The sequence below is a fragment of the Microcoleus sp. B4-C2 genome (genome assembly GCF_036705265.1).
Classification (GTDB): domain Bacteria; phylum Cyanobacteriota; class Cyanobacteriia; order Cyanobacteriales; family Microcoleaceae; genus Microcoleus.
The window spans coordinates 233,836-251,802 of record NZ_JAUBUB010000001.1; the positions used below are offsets into that span (position 1 = coordinate 233,836).

11 protein-coding genes and 1 pseudogene are annotated in these 17,967 nt (G+C 47.0%); 9 read left to right on the forward strand and 3 right to left on the reverse strand.

The window, feature by feature from the left end; all coding sequences use genetic code 11:
* Positions 1-68: 68 nt before the first annotated feature.
* The 6 genes from QUB20_RS00935 (at position 69) to QUB20_RS00960 (ending at position 6,263) form a co-directional block, all read left to right on the forward strand.
* On the forward strand, positions 69-299 hold the full coding sequence (locus QUB20_RS00935; RefSeq protein WP_333053276.1) for an addiction module protein: 231 nt from the start codon (positions 69-71) through the stop codon (positions 297-299).
* 205 nt (positions 300-504) lie between these two features.
* On the forward strand, positions 505-2,166 hold the full coding sequence (locus tag QUB20_RS00940) for an AIPR family protein (RefSeq protein WP_333107679.1): 1,662 nt from the start codon (positions 505-507) through the stop codon (positions 2,164-2,166).
* Between the two features lie 160 nt (positions 2,167-2,326).
* Positions 2,327-4,312: a DEAD/DEAH box helicase gene (locus QUB20_RS00945; protein WP_333242423.1), complete on the forward strand. Its 1,986-nt coding sequence runs from the start codon at positions 2,327-2,329 to the stop codon at positions 4,310-4,312.
* Positions 4,305-5,495, forward strand: a complete 1,191-nt coding sequence (locus tag QUB20_RS00950) for a GIY-YIG nuclease family protein (RefSeq protein ID WP_333242347.1) — start codon at positions 4,305-4,307, stop codon at positions 5,493-5,495. The genes QUB20_RS00945 and QUB20_RS00950 overlap by 8 nt, the downstream gene beginning before the upstream one ends.
* Positions 5,496-5,538: 43 nt before the next feature.
* A complete protein-coding gene (locus QUB20_RS00955; RefSeq protein ID WP_333242348.1) occupies positions 5,539-5,955 on the forward strand; it encodes a XisH family protein in 417 nt (138 codons plus the stop codon).
* A complete protein-coding gene (locus QUB20_RS00960) occupies positions 5,943-6,263 on the forward strand; it encodes a XisI protein (protein WP_333242353.1) in 321 nt (106 codons plus the stop codon). The genes QUB20_RS00955 and QUB20_RS00960 overlap by 13 nt, the downstream gene beginning before the upstream one ends.
* A 189-nt stretch (positions 6,264-6,452) precedes the next feature.
* Here the strand turns inward: QUB20_RS00960 and QUB20_RS00965 are convergent, their stop codons facing one another.
* Entirely contained in the window at positions 6,453-6,947 is a 495-nt protein-coding gene (locus tag QUB20_RS00965; protein WP_333242357.1) for a GAF domain-containing protein, read from the reverse strand.
* Positions 6,948-7,335: 388 nt separating this feature from the next.
* Here QUB20_RS00965 and QUB20_RS00970 point away from each other — a divergent pair.
* A pseudogene (locus QUB20_RS00970) lies at positions 7,336-8,334 on the forward strand (alpha/beta fold hydrolase).
* Between the two features lie 153 nt (positions 8,335-8,487).
* On the opposite strand, the gene QUB20_RS00975 reads toward QUB20_RS00970, so the two are convergent.
* A complete protein-coding gene (locus QUB20_RS00975) occupies positions 8,488-8,937 on the reverse strand; it encodes a pyridoxamine 5'-phosphate oxidase family protein (protein ID WP_333291090.1) in 450 nt (149 codons plus the stop codon).
* Positions 8,938-9,674: 737 nt separating this feature from the next.
* Here QUB20_RS00975 and QUB20_RS00980 point away from each other — a divergent pair.
* Positions 9,675-11,117, forward strand: a complete 1,443-nt coding sequence (locus tag QUB20_RS00980; protein ID WP_333242367.1) for a hypothetical protein — start codon at positions 9,675-9,677, stop codon at positions 11,115-11,117.
* 548 nt (positions 11,118-11,665) lie between these two features.
* Positions 11,666-17,155, forward strand: a complete 5,490-nt coding sequence (locus QUB20_RS00985) for a response regulator (RefSeq protein ID WP_333242368.1) — start codon at positions 11,666-11,668, stop codon at positions 17,153-17,155.
* A gap of 64 nt (positions 17,156-17,219) precedes the next feature.
* Here the strand turns inward: QUB20_RS00985 and QUB20_RS00990 are convergent, their stop codons facing one another.
* Entirely contained in the window at positions 17,220-17,927 is a 708-nt protein-coding gene (locus QUB20_RS00990; RefSeq protein WP_333242369.1) for an ABC transporter ATP-binding protein, read from the reverse strand.
* Positions 17,928-17,967: the final 40 nt, after the last annotated feature.

The window sequence follows — 17,967 nt, forward strand, 5'->3', positions numbered from 1 at the left end:
GCTACCAAAATGACCCGTTAAATACAGAATGTTAAAATCAGACTAGCCCCTTATAGCCAAACGAGCCAATGCTAACCCTAGACCAACTAATTTCAGAAGCCACTGCATTACCAGATGCAGCCAAAGCTATCCTCATTGACAAAATTGTGGAGAGTATGGAAAGACAAATCGATCGAGATATTTTATTAGAAGGCGTGCAGAAAGCTCAAGAACGCATTGCCGAAATTGATAGCGGCGCAGTTCAAACCATTCCCGGAGATATTGCCTTAGCCCAAATACGGCAACTTGCACAGCAATGAAATATGAATTTCACCCAGTAGCCCTGCAAGAATATGCAGAGGCTGTGCAATCTAGACTTGAAGGGTTTTACGAATATCGTCGATTTAACTAACTGGCTTCAGCAAAAGAATTAAAAATTCTCAACTATCTCATAATCAAGCCGACCATATTCCCGCCTAGACTGAATGAAGCGAATTCTTGAGAACATACTAAGTAAATAAGTACATGGACATTAATGCATCTATCATTGACCAACGATTAGCATCAGTCGTTAACGATATTCGTCAAAAGTCCGCCGAAGAATTGCACATCCAAGATGAAGGTAAAATCAAGTCCCTCGCATTTGTATACCTATGTGTTAGAACCATCTTGGATTTAGAAGATGACGACGCTTTCGAGTGCCTGACCGAAGGATCTGGTGACTTTGGCGTAGATGCCATGCACATTTCCGAAGAGTATGATGGTGAATTTACAGTTAGCTTGTTTCAAGCAAAATACAAAAACAAGCTAGCAGGAGATTCTAACTTTCCCCAAGAAGGCATTGAAAGTTTAATCAACGCAATTCAATACTTATTTAATCCAGCAGCTAGACTAGAACATATTAATCAACGACTGCTCGCAAAAGTCGAAGAAGCTCGTAGTTTGATTCGGGATGGTTACATCCCACAGGTTCGGGCATTAGCCTGTAACAATGGCCTAAATTGGAATGCGTCTGCACAGGAAGCTATTGAACGCACTGGCTTCGGCAGTCAAGTTACGTGGGAGCATATTAATCACGAACGCTTGGTCAAAATTCTGCAAGCTTCCAAACCCGTAAAAGATTCTTTGCAACTAAGTGGCAAGGCGATCGTTGAAGATATGGAATTTAGCCGAGTATTAGTTGGCAGAATTTCCGTCACCGAAATCGCAGCACTAATTGAACGACATGGTGAACGATTATTAGAGCGGAATATTCGTCGTTACTTAGGCTTGCAAGGTAATCGCGTCAATGAGGCTATTAGAAACACTTTAACCAGCGATGAGAAGAACAATTTCTACTTTTACAATAATGGGATAACCCTAACTTGTGAAAACTTTTCGTACAACGCTTTGCAAGATGGTAATTATCAGGTGCGTGTCGAAAATTTACAAATTATCAATGGAGGCCAAACCTGTCTGACCATATTCAAAACTTTGCGTGACAACAATTTGCTTCATGAAAATGCCCAAGCTTATGTTCTGCTTCGACTTTATCAATTACCTCATGAAAACGAAAGTTTAGTTCAAAGAATCACTTATGCTACTAATAGTCAAAATCCAGTAGATCTTAAAGATTTACGCGCTAATGACGAACTCCAGCAAAGACTGGAAATAGATATTCAGCAATTAGGATTCAATTACCGCCGGAAGCGTTCTGATTCTAGTACCCGTCCGATAGATATTACTTCAGGAGTAGCTGCTGAAGCCATACTATCTGTTTGGCGAGAAAAGCCTCATCAAGCAAAATTCTTCTCGCGCGAGCATTTCGGAAAACTTTATGACGCAATCTTCACCGACCAATTGAGCGGATCGCAAGTTGTAATTGCCGTTCAGCTTTACAGAATTGCAGAAAATCGTCGCAAAAGACCAAATCCTGCCGATCCAGATGTTGTTCGCTATGCTTCATGCTTTATTGCCATGCAGATGGGACGCAAGCTTCTTGCTGATTTGAATATTCAGATGAAAGACATTAGCCATCAGAATTTTCAATCGGCACAGCATCTGATTGAACAAAATAGCGAAGCCTATTTCGATGCCTCAGTACAGGATATTCAACGTGCGCTGCAAGATCTTTATGGCGAACAAGAGATTTCCTTACAGCAGCTATCTGCAACCTTTCGGCGTGGCGATTTAATCAGTAGACTTTGACTTACCAAAATGAATGTCCGATAAGTGCTACCGAACAGCCTGTCAATCGCAAAACCAAAGTTTACCACCCATGAGCAAACCGATCGCGATTCCCTCAGTTTCCGTCACCTACGCCCAGGATGGCACCTCCACCCGCCCCAACGCCCTCGGTATGCGCCCCATGCAAGAACGCGCCTACCAAAAGCGCGGCGAACAATACCTCCTGATCAAATCGCCTCCCGCCTCCGGCAAAAGTCGGGCATTGATGTTCATCGCCCTGGACAAACTAGAGAACCAGAACCTCAAACAAGCTATCATCGTCGTGCCAGAAAAGGCGATCGGCTCCAGCTTCCACGATGAGCCGCTCAGCCAGTTTGGCTTTTGGGCCGATTGGCAAGTTGAACCGAAGTGGAATCTCTGCGACGCACCGGGAAACGACGGCGGCAAAGTGGGCGCGGTACAGAAGTTTCTAGCCAGCAATGCCAAGATTCTGGTCTGCACTCACGCCACATTCCGCTTTGCCGTGGACAAATTCGGTATCGAAGTCTTAGACGATCGCCTCATCGCCATAGACGAATTTCACCATGTTTCGTCCAACCCAGACAACAAGCTGGGCGATCGTGTCCGCCAACTCATGGCCCGCGACAAAACTCACATCATAGCCATGACCGGCTCCTACTTTCGCGGCGATGCCGAAGCTGTGTTGCACCCCGAAGACGAATCCCGATTCGATACCGTCACCTACACCTACTACGAACAGCTCAACGGCTACCAATACCTCAAGCAACTCGACATCGGCTACTACTTCTACGCGGGTAGCTACACCGACGAGATCGTGCAGGTGCTAAACCCCAAAGAGAAAACCATCCTGCACATTCCCAACGTCAACTCCCGCGAAAGCACCAAGGACAAGATCCGCGAGGTGGATCACATCATCGAGGAACTGGGCGAATGGCAAGGCACCGATCCCAAGACGGGATTTCAACTCGTCAAAACCGCCGACGGCACAATCCTCAAGATTGCCGATCTCGTAGACGACGACCCCACCAAACGGGATAAAGTCGCCACCGCCCTAAAAGACCCCACCCAGAAGAACAATCGCGATCGTGTGGACATCATCATCGCCCTCGGTATGGCGAAAGAGGGTTTTGATTGGATCTGGTGCGAGCACGCCCTGACGATCGGCTACCGCTCCAGTTTGACAGAGATTATTCAGATTATCGGTCGTGCCACCCGCGATGCACCAGGGAAAACCCGCGCTCGGTTCACCAACCTGATTGCCGAGCCCGATGCCGCCGAATCTGCCGTCACCGAGGCGGTGAACGACACGCTCAAAGCCATTGCAGCCAGCCTACTGATGGAGCAAGTGCTCGCGCCGCGCTTCGAGTTCAAACCCAAGCGCCCCGACAATCAACCAACACCCGGTTTCGACTACGGGGAAGATGGGTACAATCCTGGCAAGTGCAACGTGGGCATCAATCCAGAGAGAGGCCTGATTCAAATGGAAATTAAGGGATTAGCCGAACCCAAGAGCCCGGAAGCCGAACGCATCTGCCGCGAAGACTTGACCGAACTGGTGACGGCTTTTGTCCAAGATAAGCCAACGATCGAGCGCGGCCTGTTTGATGAAGAACTGGTGCCGGAAGAACTCACCCAAGTTCGCATGGGCAAAATCGTCAAAGAGAAGTTCCCAAATCTAGAAGCGGAAGATCGAGAAGCCGTCCGCCAACACGCGATCGCCGCCCTAACCCTCGTCCAACAAGCTAAAAAAACCATGAACGAAAGTGGTGGGCAGTACGCCACAAATCCTGGTGGTGGGGAAGCAGCGAAAAACACCTCACTCCTCGATGGGGTGAGGAAGTTCGCCCTATCGGTAACAGACCTCGATATGGATCTGATCGATCGCATCAATCCCTTTGGCGAAGCCTATGCCATTCTGGCTAAGTCCATGAGCGAAGAACGGCTGAAGCAGGTGGCGGAAGTCATTGCGGCTAAGCGAGTAACCCTTAGCGTGGAAGAAGCGCGGGAATTAGCCAAACGGGCGCTGCGGTTCAAGCAAGAAAAAGGCAGGTTGCCCTCTCTCACAGCAGTCGATCCCTGGGAAAAACGGATGGCAGAAGGAGTTGCCTTCCTGCAACGCAAAGTAAAGGAGGAAACTAATGCCTAAGTACACCACCGATGATGATTTGGAATTGCTGGGTGAATTGGGCATGGACATGACCCCCGAACCCTCCGGCCAGCGTTCTGCCAGAGAAGAGCGGATCATCGCAGGCTTTGAGGAGATCGAGCGGTTTGTGGAAGAATATGGCAGACTGCCCCAGCATGGGGAAGATCGCGATATCTTCGAGCGGCTTTATGCGGTACGGCTCGATCGCCTGCGAGAATCGGAGGAATGTCGCGCCGTCTTGGAACCGCTAGACTCACGCAGACTGTTAGATGCTGAGACTGATGCCAGCCTGATCACAGAAAGCAATCTGACAGATGAAGCACTGCTGGCCTCCCTGGGAGTCGATGCAGCCTCAGAGAACGACGTAATCCAGCTTACTCATGTGCGATCGCGCAGCGAAATCAAAGCAGCCGAGGAAATCGCCCAACGGACTCCCTGCCAGGACTTTGATGAATTCAAACCCATCTTTGACAAAGTGCAACGGCAATTGCAGTCGGGGGAACGGCAAACCATCAAATACCAGGACTATGCGGCCGTAAAGGAAGGGGATTTGTTCATCCTTGATGGGCAGAAGGTGATGGTGGTCGATATGGGTGAGCCATTTGTCAGCGACTATGGGCGATCGGACTGCCGGCTGAGGGTGGTTTATGACAATGCCACCGAGAGCGATTTGCTGTTGCGATCGCTCCAGCGTGCTTTAAATAAAGACAAGGCCAGCCGCCGCATCACCGACCCCGATTTCGGTCCCCTGTTTTCTGGCATTGAAGCAAAAGACGACTTAACAACTGGGTACATTTACGTGCTGAGAAGCCAATCCGATCATCCCTTCATTGCTGAGCATCGGTCTGTCATTCACAAGATTGGTGTTACCAGAGGTGATGTAAAAAGCCGAATTGCCACCGCTAAGAAAGACTCGACTTATTTGTTCGCAGAAGTGGAAATCGTCGTAACATTCAAACTGTCAAAAATCAACCCCAAGAGACTTGAGACACTACTTCAAAAGGTTTTCAGCAGTGTTCGATTGGAGTTGGAATTGCCGGATCGCTTTGGCATACCCGTGAAACCGAGGGAGTGGTTCCTTGTTCCGCTAGAGGCGATTGAAGAGGCGATTGAAAAAATCAAAGAAGGAACCATCGATCAATTTCGATATGATCCGAAGACAGCAAATCTCACGCGATCGTAATGCTATCTAAGGGGAATACGTCCAATTAGAACCCAAACTGAAAATGGCAAAGGATCTCTTCCACAACACGGTGAAAATCGCCCTACAAAAAGATGGCTGGAAGATTACCCACGATCCCTACCAGTTACGCTATGGTGTTGCTGATATCTACATCGATCTTACAGCCGAAGAGGCGATCGCCGCTGAAAAAGAAGGACGTAAAATAGCTGTAGAAGTCAAAAGTTTCGCAGGTGGCTCCACGATTTCTGAATTCCACACCGCCCTCGGTCAATTCCTCAACTATCGCATTGCCATCGAAGTCTCTAGCGAACCAGAACGTATACTCTATCTGGCAGTGCCCACCGATACCTACCAAATGTTTCTCAGGTTTGAACCCGCAAAAACTGTCATCGAACGTTATGAAATTCGACTAATTATTTACAATCCAACTCGTGAGGCGATCGACCAATGGATAGACTAAACGAATACCGCAAAATTGTTTGTGACTTTCTCGAAGACTTTTCTACAAATGACGCAAATGCTCAGCTAATATTCGATTTTGCCCGCGATCGATACCTCGTTATGCACAACGAATGGCGCGACGAATATCGCATCTATGGCTGTGCCATGCAGCTCGATATCATCGAAAATCAAATCTGGATTCAACACAACAGTACCGAAATCTATATCGATCGAGAACTGATTCAACGTGGGGTGTCTCCTCAAGATATCATTCTTGGGTTTCGCTCCCCCAGCATCCGAAAACTCCTTGCCACCAACTATTCCTAGAGACCAAGGTTTGGAACAGTTAGATGGATAAGTAGTTAGACAGAATTAATTACACAAAATAGAATCTGAAATTCTCTTCCCCTAAGCTTTGCAACATTATATATGTGTAAATATTTCTGTCTCGGTTTTCGCATATATATTTTATGCTCGATACCCCAACTGTCACCAAGCAGAATCTGGGATTAAATATTAACTATCTTGAATTGTGGGAGACATTGCCATATTTTGTGCTTGTTGCTGCATGAATTCAATGTCCGATCGCAACCAAGTGCGGGGCCCGCTGCACTGATGAGCAATTAACAGCCCCCACAGTCCTTTGTTTGTTAAAATTGGCACGACTAAATTGGCGCGAACTTTCAGGCTAAGCAGAAAATCTCGGTGACATGGGTTAATTGGTTCTACTTCAATATCTGCAATTGCTCTAACTCTGCCCGCTTCGTACAAAGCAGCGTATTCGTGGTTAAAACAATCATCTGGCCCCGTTGAACCCAAGATTGAGAGTTCGATCGCACTTAACATCTCGTAAGTCACTCGACCTTGCCACTGTTTGTAAAAATGATAAAGCACCGCGCGATCGCTCTGCAAAACTTCTCGAATGTCGTAGAGGGATTTTTCAACTAATACATCGCGCTTTAGACGATCTGTCAAGCGGTTAACAATGTTTTGCAGGCGATCGCCCGACATAGTATTAACTCCTTTAGTTCCTAGTACACTCGCCCGATCTTAATTATTGAACTGGCGCTATCAACAAAACTCAATTTCTTGCGCTTCGAGATTTTCGCGCGCTCTAAAATGAGTAATTTTTGGCTTAACAGTTGTCGGGATGCGAGCAACATTATACTATTATTTTGACAGAGATAGCAATATTTTCGGGAAACGGGCAATGGCGTCGGGCCCCGCAAGCTACGGCTTTTTTTGCGCGAATGAAGCACCGGTGGGACGCCTGTTCCACAAATGAAGAGAAAAAAAAGAGTTTACAAGTGCTCGGAGAATTGCTAGATATGCCTAAAGTTGGTTTCTCTTAAAGAGAGGAACTGCTAGGATATCTCGATAGCTAGAGGAAGCATCAAATATGTCTGTGCTAGAAGCTGCTTGGAAACACGAATTTATCGCTACGAACGGCATCAAACTGCACTATGTCACTCAAGGTTCTGGGCCGCTGATGCTGATGCTGCACGGATTTCCTGAATTTTGGTATTCTTGGCGGCATCAAATCCCGGAATTTGCATCAGATTATAAAGTTGTCGCTGTCGATCTCAGGGGTTACAACGACAGCGACAAACCTCACGATCAATCTGCTTACGTGATGGCAGAGTTTGTGCAAGATGTCAAGGGCATTATTCAGGGTTTGGGATACGAAAGTTGCGTCTTAGGAATGAGAATTAAATAACTTCCACAAGATTGTGGGATGGGCGTCCCGCCCGTCCTTTTTGGACGGGCGAGACGCCCATCCCACAATAACAATTAAAATTGTAAGTTATTTAATTCGCGATCCTTAGTTGGTCACGACTGGGGAGGCGCGATCGCCTGGAATTTTGCTTATGCTTATCCCCAAATGGTGGATAAATTAATTGTGATGAATCTACCGCATCCTGCCAAGTTTGCTGAAGGGTTACGCACTCCCCAACAATTGTTGAAAAGTTGGTACATCTTTTTATTTCAGTTGCCAGTTTTGCCGGAGTTGTTAATTCAGTGGGACGACTATCAAGCCATTTCGGCTGCTTTGGAAGGTATGGCAGTGGACAAAAGCACCTTTAGTCCCTCAGATATCGAAGCTTACAAAGATGCGGCTGCCAAACGGGGCGCTCTGACTGCTACTATCAATTATTACCGCAATCTGGCTAGCGGATTTCTCGATCGCCAGAATTGGAGCGTGCTGCAAGTTCCGACGCTGATGATTTGGGGAGAAAAAGATGCGGCCTTCGGCAAAGAGTTAACCTATGGAACCGCAGATTATGTGCGGGATTTTCAGATTCATTACATTCCTAATTGCAGCCACTGGGTGCAGCAGGAACAGCCGCAGTTAGTGAATCGGTACATGAGAGATTTTTTGGCAAGCAAAGCTGTTTGAGCTGATATTTGGCACTATTTTATCCGGCAGCACTTTTTAGTAATTTCTAGTCTTGGAGGCGCCCTGACGATCGTAAACCGGGTTTTTTACCGAGATTGAAAATCTTAATTAAGTATTTTCGTAAAAAACCCGGTAACAAGTGAGTCTCGACGTTCACCGACTGCTGATTCCCTCCGTCGTGCGCCCGCTCATTTCCCAGGGCTGAATGCGGTAGATTGCGATGGTCTCCGCACGCCCCAGCGAGTCAATCCAGGTGCGATTGATGGCGGGCGAAAGTTTCGGGTTGTGTTCTTTGACCAATTCCATCGCGCGATCGATGTCTTCCTGCTGCGTAAGGCGTTCTGCTCGCCCGTTCACGACAACGCTGCGCCAGTGTTCCATATCGCGGACTTCTTCCACTTGCAAGCAGACTTCTGGATTGCCGTCCATATACTTCGTTTTCATCCCGACTGTTGTGAAAATGTATATGTCCGAATCTTGGAGATAATAGTGCATTGGCACAACGTAGGGAAGCCCTTCAAATACACAGCCGAGGTGTCCGTGTCCTACTTGCTGCAAAAGTTCTTGTATTTCTTTTGAACTCATTTCATCAATATCTAACATTTTTATGCTCCTTTAAGACTTACTCTAGAGAAATCCATCGATGTTTTAGGTTGCTTCACGAGTGGGGCTTTGGGTCTAATTATTGCATTTTTGATGCGCCTGTTTTGTGGCTATAAACAAGTATAGAATTTCTCCGAGCGTAACCTAGGTTGGTCACCAATATCATCTACCTTTAGACCGATATATTTTTTGTGGGGAAAATTGTAGGATTTGGGAAATAAACCCTCGGCAATTGCTGAGGGTTTAATGTTTTTATTAAATGGCGATCGTCTAATTAATTAATAAAAGCGTTTTTTCCTAACGGGACTTAAACAAATTTTCAGCCCAGATCAAGCCCAAACTCGCTTTATCTGCAGCTTGGGCGTCCATGTTTTCTTGTTACCCGCGAACAAAAGGCGATCGTCCCTTGGAATGCTCTGACCTATCTTTTTTAACACAAGTCGATCAAATATGAGGCCTGGCTGGGTTTCCGGCGGCGTTGTCACCCCGCCAGATATTTAACGCAATTTATATGGTTAATTGTTATACCCAAATATTTTACTGTGGTTGTTCGAGGTGAACCTTCACTTTTGACTGCTACCTGTGCTATTTTACTTTATGTGTTAATTCGGGAAATTGGTATAGTTAATGCTTTTTTATTACAATAGCTAACAAACTCGATCGCCCGTTAAGTTAGATTAGCGATGGGTATATTTACCTCGAACAGAAAATAACCTAAATTAGTAGTTAATAATCACGTGTTATCAAAAACTAGAATTCTGATTTTTTTTCTAGGTGTTTTAATTGCCATCAGCCTAGGGTTGTTCATCGGAATAACAACTTTTGCTCAAAACATCGAAACAATTAAAATTTCCGGCACTGCTGCGGGTGTCAGCACTCGCTACATCGGTGCAGTCGAAGGCAATATCAATTTCGACATCAAAGATTTGCAAGATTTGGGAATTAATACCTACCGCATTTACGGCGGGATGTCCCGGTGGGAACCCGAAGACGACGACGGTAAATACGGTTGGCCATCTATTGACGAAATTAAGACAAATCCCAATATAATTAATTGGGCGCATTGGGATCAGATGATGACTAATCCGCCCCAGGGTAGCGATTATTGGTGGTCGGGACGACCAGGTACGGTTTGGCCAGGCAATGCCAGGACTATTTTTAATAGTCTCAAACAAGCAAATATTCGCCCGGTTGTGAGTATTCGGAATGTTGATAATAACTGGAATCCCAGTTGGGCACTGCAACTGAATCCGCCGCGCACAGGAGAAGATTGGAACGAGTGGTGGGAACACGTTTTTGCTACGGTTTATTGGCTGAATGTTCGCAATGATTACCGCGTTGATGATTGGGAAATTCACAACGAACCGGACAATCGCGATCAGGGTTGGGGCGGGACTAGGGCTGACTATTTTGAATTGGTTAAGGTGGCAAAAGATGCGATCGACTTTGTTTATAAAACTTATTTGCCTTCGCGCACTTACCGCATCCATGGCCCGAAAACCATAGGCGGCAGCAATTGGCCGGCTAGTGCTTTGCAGGAAATACCGAATTATTTCGATACAGTCAATGTCCACAACTACGATGCAGATATTTCTAACTACACCCGCAAAGTGCGCGGCTGGATGAACGGTACTGTCCGCGCTAACTCGCAGCTTTGGGTAGGAGAATGGGGAACTTACAACATGAGCTACGGTGATTTATCTTTAGCTTTAAATTTGATTAAGAATTTGATTCGAGGTTCTCAACCGGGGGATAATTATATTGACGGCAGTCACATATTTTGTTTGTACGACTGGGGGAAGCCCGCAGGGGCGGAAGGTTTGCTAGGGGACGGGGGAAAACGGCGGGCGGGCTACTATGCTTTACGGATGGGAATTAGGGCTTTGCAGGGCGGGAAAGCTACCTTTTTTCCTATCACTAACAGTTCGGATTTAAGGGCAGTTGCCACTCTTGATTCTAGCAAGAATGTTTACTTGCTGGTTGTCAATGACCGAGCAACATCTTACACTGTTAATGCTGATATTTCGGAGCTGATAAAAACTGGTAATGGCACGGTGCGGGAGTTCAGTTCTAAAACAATGGATGAGGTTGTTGGTAGCTTAAGGCTCAAGGGCGGCAATGCGAGTTTTGCACTGGCGGGGAACAGCGCTATTCTCATCAAGTTCGATCGCCAGAATTGAAGCTCAAATCCTCTGGGCCATAATTGGGATAAGATAGAATTAGTTATGCTCAAAATTATTTATTTTCTGCCTGCTTGGCCTTGGAACCCTGGAACCCTCGAACCCTCGAACCCCCAATTGCACAGTTGCAATACCTAAATGTCATGTTGTGATTCCCCTCCTGTCGCTGGTAAATTGGTAGGGTGCAGGTATCTGGCCTCAAACAGAATGTGAGCGAGAGTTCCGTTGAGGGGCAGAAAGTAGGGTGCAGTCTAGACAATCGCAGAAATTCTTGCTCGTAAACCCGCAGCAGTTAGGCTAGGCGAGGAATTACCCGCCCGCCTTCATGTCCGCCCTCTGGCAGATAGCATTGGTTCTGGAAGTCAGAAGCCGTCAATTATCAGGATATGGCACGGAATTAATTTTAAATGCCAAGATGCTGGAAGTATGGGTGAGTTGAATCGTACAGAAACTTTGAGCGCGCTTGGAAATCTCGCGGGTAAAGCCTCTCAATCAACCTGCTGCTCGCGATCGGCTTTTTCCAACAAATATCACTTTTATGCCCCCTGATGTTTATTCCCTCCCTCAGTCAGGTCATCAACCGCAATCCCCTCACCGTCACCCCTGAGACGCCCGTAGAAAAGGCGATCGAGCTGATGAGTAGCACAGGAGCCAGTTACGTCCTCGTGGTAGAACCGCGCGGGAATTATCAACTCGGAAATCCCACGAACGGGACTTCCCCACAATCGCGGGAACAGTCGGGTTTCTACAACGGTGTACCGCGTGCGCTACACGCAGGAGGCAACGGGCGGCCTCTCAACGGCTCAAAAGCTCCCTATCCTAGCAGCCAGACAGTGCTGGGGATTTTTACAGCGCGAGATATCGTACAGCTAAATTCGATCGGCGCTGCTTTGAGGGGATTTGCGATCGAGCAAATCATGATCAGAACCGTAACTGTAGCCCGAGAATCGGAAATTCCCGACTTTTTTGCCTTAGCAAATCTGCTGGATAAACATCAGATCAGCCATTTGCCCGTCGTCAGCGAGGCTGAAGAACTTGTCGGTTTAATTAGCTCTCAAAGCTTGGTGCAAATGTTGCAGGGAATTGGGGAATCGACACCAAAAGCAATAAGCAGCGCTTCGCCACCTGCGGCTTTCGCGTTCCCTCCGCCGCTGCCAATTCTGCATCAGAAAGTAGAGCTGCCCGCAAGTTTAATTAAACTTTATCAAATCCCTCAAATAGCAGCTTCAAGAATAATTCACGCTCCTTCTAATTCTTCGGTTCGCTATTTGGCGCAACTGATGTTTAGACACAATGTTAGTTATGTATTAATCACTGAAACCCCCGATCAACACTCGACTGGTGCTGCTCACAATTCCAAATTTACAAATCCCAACATTCACAAACTGGTTGGGGTGGTAAGTTCGCGGGATATCGTGCAGTTGCAGGCCCTGGGAAGAGACTCTAACAAAATTAAAGCGGGAGCAATTTGCAGCAGTTCGCCGCCACTGGTGCGATCGCACTCTAGCCTCGAAGCAGCCGTCGCGCTGCTGCAAAAACACTACTGCCAGTTGCCTTTATTAGTCATTAACGAAACAAATCACCCGATCGGGATTATTAATCCTAAAACTATCCTTTTACAAGCGCTGGATTCCAAATCTCTGCATTCTGGCTTGATCGCTTTGCAGCGCCAGCTAGAATCTAGCAACGCTCAATACAAAAAACTCTCAGCAGAAATACAGCGGACAGCAGCAAATAGCCACGAGATGGCTGAAATTTCTCACCACAGTTTCGTAGAGCGGCAAAATCTCCCCCCTGCAGTCAACAATCAGGGGATTTGGGACTGGAATCTCGAAACAGATGAGTTTTTTTATTCGGCGCGGTGGCAAGAAATGCTGGGCTACCAAGAAGGGGAAATCTCGAATCGCCGATCGGAATGGTGGAGTCGCATCCACCGAGATGATATTGACTCGGTAAAGGCAGCTTTAGAAGAACACTTCGCCCAAAAGACACCGGATTTTGCAGCCGAATATCGGATGTACTGTAAAGACGGCAGCACTGTCTGGGTGCTGAACCGAGGTCAAGTTTTACGCAGCGCTACTGGCAAACCGCTGCGGGTAGTAGGAACTCATACAGATATTACTCTAAACAAGCAGTTTGAGGTCAAAAACCGCGAGCACGATCGAGAACAATTCCATCTATTTGACTCTTTGAAAGCAACAGTAATTTTCCACATAGATGCGGCGGGGGTTTGGAAATTCCTCAACCGCGCTTGGACGGAAATTACTAATTATGCGGTTTCCGAAAGTTTGCAAACTAATTTTTTAGAGTGGGTGCATCCAGATGAGCGCGAGCAATGTGCAAATTTATTGGAGTCTTTGCTGTCCGGGAAGTCGGAATTTGAACGGCGAGAACTGCGATTTAAGTCCAAGTCGGTTTCGGAGAAAAACTCCTTGGGAATTCACAGTAATTCCGGCTTTGTTTCCGTAGAATTATTTGCCCAAGTCCGCCGGAATTCGCAAGGCGAAATAGCGGGAATTTTCGGGACTTTGCACGATGTCTGCAACCGCCTCGAAGGAGTTGAGGAACTGCGGGAAAGCGAGCGGGCAATTCGATCGCTCTACGAGGTAATGGTGAGCTCGGAAGGCTCTTTTGACGATCGAACGATCCGGTTGCTGGCGATGGGCTGTAGTCAGTTTGGGATGGATATCGGGCTGTTGGGCAGGGTTTTGGGCGATCGCTACGAAGTGATTTCGGCTTATGTACCGGAAGATTTTCCCTTTGGATTTGCTAAAGGAGACGGTTTTGCTTTGAGCAGAACCTTTGAGCGAGAGGTTTTGCGATCGAGCGAACCTATTTCTGTCGAATCAGCGGGCACTACTCAGTGGCGCAACCACCCCGCTTACAGCGTCCGCAAGTTGGAGGCTTTTGTGGGGACGAGGGTAATAGTGCAAGGGCGAATTTATGGCACTTTGAGCTTTACTTCTCGCACCACTAAATCTCCTTTTAAACCGCTGAATTTTGAAATTTTAAAGTTGATGGGCAATTACATCGGCGCAGAAATTGCCCGCGAAGAGCGAGAGCGAACTTTGCAACGTCAGTACCAGCGCGTTTTACTACTCAAACAAATTACTCAAAAAGTGCGATCGACCTTAGACACTCAAGAAATTTTTCAAACTACCGCCACCCAAATCGGCCGCGTATTTGGTGTCAATCGCTGTACAATTCACACCTATCTTTCCGAACCTTATCCCCACCTTCCTTGCGTCGCAGAATACTTAGAACCTGGTCACGAATCGGCTTTAGATTTAGAACTTTCTGTCACTTATAACCCCTACACAGAAAAACTCCTCGCTGAAGATATAGCCCTGGCATCTCCCGATGTGTTTGCCGATCCTTTGCTGGAATCTTCGGGGCCGATGTGCCGCCGCATCGGATTAAAATCTATGTTGGCTGTTCGCACTTCCTATCAAGGAGAACCGAATGGAATTATTACTTTGCACCAGTGCGATGCAACTCGCCAGTGGAATCCCGACGAAATTGAACTGTTAGAAGATGTTGCTGCTCAAGTTGGCATTACCTTAGCTCAAGCACAACTTTTAGAAACCGAAGTTCAGCGACAGCGACAGTTAGCAGAGCAAAATGAAGCTTTGGATCAAGCACGACAAGCGGCGGAAGTTGCTAATAGAGCTAAGAGCGAATTTTTAGCGACTATGAGTCACGAAATCCGCACTCCGATGAATGCGGTCATCGGGATGACGGGCTTGCTGCTGGATATGGAACTAACTCCTGAACAGCGGGATTTTGTGGAGACAATTCGTACCAGCGGCGATGCTTTGCTGACTATTATTAACGATATTCTCGACTTTTCCAAGATTGAATCTGGAAAATTGGATTTGGAACGCAGCCCCTTCGAGCTGCAAAACTGTATAGAAGAATCTCTAGAATTACTGGCTCCTAGAGCCTCAGAAAAAGGTTTAGAGTTGGCTTATTTTATTGATGATTCTGTGCCAAAAAACATTTTAGGAGATGTCACGAGACTGCGCCAAATTTTGGTAAATTTGCTGGGCAATGCAGTTAAGTTTACAGAATCTGGAGAAATTGTGGTGTGCTGTACGGCTAGGCAAATTGAACCGGTAGCTGCTAAGAGTTCGCCGGAAAAAATTAATATTCTAGAGCCACAACCGCTAGCAATTAACCAGGGAGAGTTGGCACGTAGCAAACAATACGAGATTCAATTTGCTGTCCAAGATACGGGAATTGGTATTCCGCCAGACCGGATGGATCGCCTGTTTAAAGCTTTTTCGCAGGTGGATGCTTCGACAACACGACATTACGGCGGGACGGGTTTGGGACTGGCTATCAGCCAGCGTTTGAGCGATATGATGGGCGGTACAATGTGGGTTGTCAGCCAGGTTGATCCCCGAAGTTCTAAGTCTCAACCGGGAGTTTCTGCCGGACAAAGTATCGCTGGAAGGTCGCCAGAAGAATTTACTCCGCCCTTGATATCGGGTTCGGGTTCGATTTTTTATTTCACGGTGACTGCTGAAGCGAATGACATCCGGGCTGAGGAAAAAAGACCGGAATTTGCCGCTGGTAAGCGCTTGTTAATTGTTGAGCATCATGCCATTAACCGGCAAGTTTTGATCCGGCAGGCAGAGTCTTGGGGAATGATACCCGTGGCTGTAACTTCGGGTGCTGAGGCTTTGGAAATCATCAAAGGAAACTCGCCGCTCGATTTAGCTATTTTGGCGATGAATCTACCAGATATGGACGGTGTGGCGTTGGCTGTGGAGATTCGGAAATTTGAGCTGAGCAATTTGTCTGGCGACGACGGCTTAAATCCGAATGTCATCGTTAAAAACCCTCGCAAAATAGCACTACCTTTGGTACTGTTTACTTATTTAAGTAAGGCGGAAGTTTGGAAAAAACTTGAAACTACAGAAGTACATTTTTCGGCTTTTTTAACTAAGCCTTTAAAACAGTCCCAGTTTTATAATGTGTTGCTGCAAGTTTTTGGATATGTTACTGGCAGAAGCGGCAGGGGAGAAGTTTCAAATGTGGTGACTTTGACTTCGGGATTGAAGTATTTTGAAAATTCTCAAGAACAACACCGCGCGCAGCGGACGCCTGCTGTTTTGAGGCAGGTTGCGACGAATTCTGCCGGACAGGATGGAGCTAATTCTAGTCAGATTCGGATCTTGCTGGCGGAGGACAATGTGGTGAATCAAAAAGTGGCTACGCATTTACTCGACAGGATAGGATATCGGGCTGATATTGCGGCTAATGGGTTGGAGGTTTTGGAGGCGCTGAAGCGGCAATCTTACGATGTTGTGCTGATGGATGTGCAGATGCCGAATATGGATGGGTTGGAAGCGACGCGCCGCATTTGTCAGGAATGGCCTGCTAACAAGAAGCCGAGAATTATTGCGATGACTGCTAATGCGATGCAGGGCGATCGCGAAAAGTGTCTGGAAGCAGGTATGGACGATTATATTACTAAGCCGGTACGCCGGGAAGAGTTGGCGATCGCCTTGAGCAAGTGCTCACCTCTGATTCGGGATGAATTGGATGCGGTAACAGAGGAAAACAATCAAGATATTTCTGATGACATTGACAGTGATGCTGCGGCATCTTCGAGCGTTCAACCGGGAGCCGATTCGCCGATTGATTTTCATATTTTGCAAAATCTCCGCGAGCTAGACGATGATGAAGATCCGGATTTTTTGGGGGAGCTGATCAAGATATATTTGGTAGACGCACCGCAACATTTAGAAACTATTAAGGAGGCTATTTTTCTCGGCGATGCTGATAGTTTGAAGCTGGCTTCTCACACGCTGAAGTCGAGCAGCGCCAATTTAGGAGCGGTGTCTTTTTCTGCTGTTTGCAAGGAGTTGGAATATATGGGTCGCTTGGCGGTTGAGTCGGGAGGGGAACAGGTTTTTGATGTGAGTACGGCGCGCGATCGCCTGTTGGAAGCCCAAGCGGAGTGGGAAAAGGTGCGGGCGGCTTTTGAGACGGAATTGGAAACGGGGAAGTTGCGATCGCAAATAGGGTAATTGCTAATTGGTAATTGGTAATTGCTGTTACCGATTACCCATTACCGATTACCAGAATAGTTATTTAATTTTCACCTAAATATGCTTTGCGAACAGTTTCATTTGACTGCAAATCGCTAGCAGTACCGGCGACTACAACCTCACCAGTTTGGATGACATAGCCGCGGTGGGCCACACTTAAAGCCATACGGGCGTTTTGTTCCACCAGCAAAATAGTTGTTCCTTCAGCATTAATATCGCGGACGATCGCAAAAATTTGACTGACTAACATCGGTGCCAATCCCATACTCGGCTCGTCCAATAATAACAAGCGGGGGCGCGACATCAAAGCCCGGGCGATCGCCAACATTTGCTGTTCCCCGCCGCTGAGAGTTCCCCCTTTTTGACTAATTCTTTCTCGCAAACGGGGAAATAAATTTAATGCTTTTTCCATATCGGACTTGATACCTAGAGTATCGTTGCGGAGATAAGCACCCATTTCCAGGTTTTCTTGCACCGTCATGCGTGGAAAAATCAACCGCCCTTCGGGACTTTGAGAAATCCCCAAACGGACGATCGCCTCTGTAGACAGCGATTCCAAAGGCTTTCCCTCAAATAATACAGTGCCGATTCGCGGGCGCAGCAGTCCTTGAATCGTGCGGAGAGTGGTCGTTTTCCCCGCCCCGTTGCTGCCGATTAATGTCACAACTTCTCCCTGCGAGACTGTTAGCGATACCCCTTTGAGAGCGTGGATATTTCCGTAGTAGGTGTGTATGTCTTTAATTTCCAACATGATTACTCTTTCTGCTTAGTGCTTTATTATATTATCCCGA